Raw genomic sequence first — 4,428 nt, 5'->3', positions numbered from 1 at the left:
TGGGTTCGAGCCCCATATTCCACCCCAAGTTTTTGAAAAGCAGTCTGAAAAGACTGCTTTTTTTGTTACAAAGCATCCGTATCCCGGTCTTCAAAAAACAACAAGCCAAGGCCCAGTTAGATTCTATAGAAAGAAATTGACCTGAGATTAATCCCTACAAATAATCTGACACGGAAAACAAAGTTAATTGACACGCTAAACAAAATCCCCCCTCCAGTATCTGCCTAAATTTGTCCTATAACATTTAAACAATAAGCAAAATGGAAAAGAACAATTATCAAGGCGCATTACAATACCCAATAGGCTCAGGTTTTAACGCCACCTCAACAGCAAGTGAAGTCATTAAAGGAATTGACCTGACCGGAAAAAACGTAATCGTAACAGGTGGCAACACAGGCATTGGGCTGGAAACCACCAAAGTACTCGCCGCAGCTGGCGCAACAGTGATCGTTCCGGCAAGAGATATAGAAAAAGCAAAAAAGAACCTGACAGGTATTCCAAACGTAGAACTTGAAGCGATGAACCTGATCGACCCTCTCTCTATTGATGCTTTCGCCGAAAAATTCCTAGCCTCAGGCAGGCCACTGCATTTGCTGATCAACAATGCAGGCATCATGTGGGTTCCATTGCAAAGAGACAGCCGTGGCATTGAATCACAACTGGCCACCAATTATCTGGGGCAGTTCCAACTCACCGCAAGATTATGGTCTGCACTAAAAAAAGCAAATGGAGCAAGAATTGTCAATGTATCTTCTTATGGCCACCAAATGGCGCCTTTTAATTTCGACGACCCCAATTTTAAGCACCGGGAATATGAAACACTTCAGGCTTACGGACAATCAAAAACAGCCAGTAATCTTTTCGCGCTTGAGCTCGATAATTTAGCCAAAGCATTTAACGTAAGGGCCTATTCATTACATCCAGGTTCCATCCACGGAACAGAGCTGGCCAGAAATGCAGATATAGAATTGTTCAAACAACTGGGCTTCTTTGATGAGGAAGGCCATATCCGTCCGGAAATCCTTGCCAGCCTAAAGACCATCCCCCAGGGCGCCGCCACGACGATATGGTGTGCAACCAGTCCATTGCTCAACTCCATCGGAGGTGTATATTGCGAAGACGGAGATATCGCAACCTTAGACCCAGAGGATTTCAAACAAGAGAACAAACTGGGAACAAGCGGTGTACAAGCTTATTCACTGGATAAAAGCAACGCTAAAAAACTTTGGAAACTCACTGAGGAAATGACTGGCATTACATTCCAGGTCAACTAAGCAGAACACCTGGCAAAAGGTGGTCGGCGATGGTGTTCATCTGTGGATTTCATTAGGGAAATCCACCAAAATCAAATAACTTTATTCAAGTGGAACATCTATCCAAATACCTAACTAAAGACATCAAGCTTTCCAGTTACGAGGACAAGCTGTTCAAATCAGACCTCATGTTTGACGACCACATGCTGGTCTGGTTCATTTCGGGCGAAACAAAAATCATACAGGCAGACAAGGCTTTTTATTTTAAATCAGGAGATATCTTTCTCATCCCAAGAAATGAACTGGCCACCATTATCAATTACCCAAAAAATGGCCTGCCACATAAAACAGTGGTCATGCATTTATCAACCGAACGGTTAAAGAAATTCTATGAAAGAACTGACACCAAAAAGCACACGCAGCCCGGACAAAAAATATACCGCTTTAGCAATCATCCCCTTTTAGAAAGCTGCTTAGCTTCGCTGATACCCTATTTCGATATTGAAGGAGAATTTCCGGAAAATCTTGCCTCCTTAAAAATTGAAGAGGCCATAAATATCCTTAGAATCATTGATCCGGGCGTAGACAGCGTATTGGCAAACTTTGATATACCCGGCAAGATCGATCTGGTTAATTTCATGCAGCGGAATTTCATGTTCAATATGCCATTGGAAAAACTAGGCTATCTAACCGGCAGAAGTTTATCCACATTCAACAGAGATTTCAAGAAGCTTTTCGATACCACACCCCAAAAGTGGTTAACCGCTAAAAGACTCGAACTGGCCTATTACCATTTAACCGAAAAAAAGAAAAAACCAACGGAGGTCTACCTCGAAGTTGGCTTTGAAGACCTGTCCCATTTCTCTTATATTTTTAAAAAGAAATACGGCGTTTCTCCCAATCAATTGCCCGCTCAGCGGTAACACAACATCCTGCACCAATAAGCCTCAAAATTTGATTCTATTACGCTTTTTTATAAGTGAGGTTAAAGTCGTGCTCCCAGTTTTTGCCATCTACGGACTTCTCCCAATATCCAGAGATGATATTTTTATCTTTGTTGATCTCGCCGGTAAAGCGTTGTATAAATTGGGGTGCATTGCGCCACATCTTCCATATTCCGTTTTCAAAACTCATTTCATATACCCGAGAAGATTGTTGGTCGTCAATGTAAAATACCGTGTAGTTCTTTGCATCTTTATCATGACCAATGAACCATATCGCCCAGGGCGTTTCCTTATTTTTTGTACCCTGCCGCAAAATTAAAAATTCACCTTCTTCAAACCATTCAAAGGATGCGCTTGCCTTAATAATTGCATTGGCATCCGGTAAAAAAGATGCATTTGAAATTTCCATTTCCCATGTGCCAATAAATTGCTTTAACTCTTGTAATGCCGGATTGATATTGTTTTTCATCAGAATATAATTTTATTTTAACGGTGATGAAGCTATCATGTGCTACCAAATTCTATTCATATCGGTTTGTGTATTTCTGCACATGATGGTTTCATTGGAATATATTTTTATTTTAATGGTGATGAAGCTATCATATGCTGGCAAATTCTATTCATATCGGTTTCTGTACTGCTGCACATGATGGTTTCATTGATCTATATACAAAGATCGGAACTGATATAGCATCAAGTGATATGCAAAAGCGACTATCTTAGGGGCATATTACGTCAAAAATTATCCATTAGGTAACTTTTTAATTTAGGTTAACAGGTCAGAGATTTTGAGCTTCGCTAGTAGTGATAAATTTAAGCCAGCTCAAAATCATTTTCGTGGACAATTATTGATCCATTATCTATCAACCCGAAGAATCAAATAAAGAAAAAAACAACTTTCAGGGAACAAAGTCACCAAAAAACATTACTTTCAGGGAATAAGATCACCAAAAAATATTACTTTTGGTGATCTATCGAATTAATATGATTAAAAGAACCATTGAAAAATCACTTTCTGAAAGACTATTTAAAGGTAAAACAATCATCGTGACTGGCCCCCGTCAGGTCGGCAAAACAACATTACTTAAAAAAGTACTGGAAGGTCGTGATTTTTTATTTCTTGATGGCGATGACCCCTTCGTGCGGACCCAATTAACAAATCCTAATACAAAAGAAATTGAATCCATAGTAGGCAATGCAAAACTGATATTCATTGACGAAGCTCAACGTATCGAAAATATCGGAATTACAGCTAAGATCATCCATGATCAATTTAAAGATGTCCAACTCCTTATGAGTGGATCTTCAGCTTTTGAACTTCGAAACCATACCAATGAACCATTGACAGGCAGAAAATGGGAATATAATTTATATCCAGTCTCCTATGAAGAACTGGAAAAATCAACAAACTACCTTGACACAAGAAAGCAGCTAGAAAACCGCTTAATCTATGGCTTTTATCCTGATGTAATTAATAATCCAGGCGAAGAAAGAGATATTTTAAATGAAATCACTCAGAGTTATCTATTCAAAGACATCCTAGTTTATGGAAATATAAAGAAGCCCGAAGTCTTAGAAAAGATCCTTCGGGCATTAGCCTTTCAGGTCGGCAGTGAGGTAAGTTATAACGAAATAGCTCAATTAACTGGTGTAGACAAAAAGACAGTTGCTAATTATATACATTTATTAACATTGTCCTATATTGTTTACCCCTTAACCTCCTTCAGTCGAAATCTCCGCAACGAAATTAAAACCAACCAAAAGATTTACTTCTATGATAATGGCATTCGCAATGCATTGATTCAGAATTTCAACCCAATTGAGCTCAGAAATGATGTTGGCGCCCTATGGGAAAATTTTCTGATCACCGAGCGATTAAAAAGGAACCATTATCACCGTGTATTTACGAACCGTTATTTCTGGCGTACCAAACAGCAACAAGAAATAGATTATGTGGAGGAAAAAGACGGTATAATCAGCGGGTTTGAATTCAAATGGAACCCAAAAGCAAAAACAAATATCCCCGCAAATTTCACTAAAACCTACGATGCAGATGTAATCATTGTTACGAATCAAAATTTCAGAGATTTTATAACAATGTGACAGCAATGATCAAATCCTGCAAGTAGGAAAAGCCCAGCATTTCTCCCAATCAATTGCCCACTCAACGATAACAAGCCATACTGTAGCAATAAACCCCATAATAAAGTCCGTATAAGTTTCAAATGACG

General features: G+C 39.1%; 4 protein-coding genes. 3 read left to right on the top strand and 1 reads right to left on the bottom strand.

From position 1 onward, the window contains the following. Nucleotides 1-260 precede the first annotated feature (260 nt). Together VNZ46_RS09715 and VNZ46_RS09710 are read left to right on the top strand one after the other, a co-directional pair. Complete coding sequence (locus VNZ46_RS09715) at nucleotides 261-1,274, top strand: SDR family NAD(P)-dependent oxidoreductase (protein WP_325559956.1); 1,014 nt, start codon at nucleotides 261-263, stop codon at nucleotides 1,272-1,274. Between the two features lie 89 nt (nucleotides 1,275-1,363). Continuing rightward, nucleotides 1,364-2,176 carry an AraC family transcriptional regulator gene (locus VNZ46_RS09710; RefSeq protein WP_325559955.1) on the top strand — a complete coding sequence of 271 codons (813 nt, stop codon included), beginning with the start codon at nucleotides 1,364-1,366 and terminating at the stop codon, nucleotides 2,174-2,176. A gap of 40 nt (nucleotides 2,177-2,216) precedes the next feature. Here the strand turns inward: VNZ46_RS09710 and VNZ46_RS09705 are convergent, their stop codons facing one another. Next, a complete protein-coding gene (locus VNZ46_RS09705) occupies nucleotides 2,217-2,666 on the bottom strand; it encodes a hypothetical protein (RefSeq protein ID WP_325559954.1) in 450 nt (149 codons plus the stop codon). A gap of 515 nt (nucleotides 2,667-3,181) precedes the next feature. Here VNZ46_RS09705 and VNZ46_RS09700 point away from each other — a divergent pair. Next, nucleotides 3,182-4,300: an ATP-binding protein gene (locus VNZ46_RS09700; protein WP_325559953.1), complete on the top strand. Its 1,119-nt coding sequence runs from the start codon at nucleotides 3,182-3,184 to the stop codon at nucleotides 4,298-4,300. The last annotated feature ends 128 nt before the right edge of the window (nucleotides 4,301-4,428 follow it).

The sequence above is a fragment of the Pedobacter sp. genome, assembly GCF_035566355.1.
GTDB lineage: Bacteria > Bacteroidota > Bacteroidia > Sphingobacteriales > Sphingobacteriaceae > Pedobacter.
This window is presented reverse-complemented; position numbering and strand designations above follow the sequence as displayed.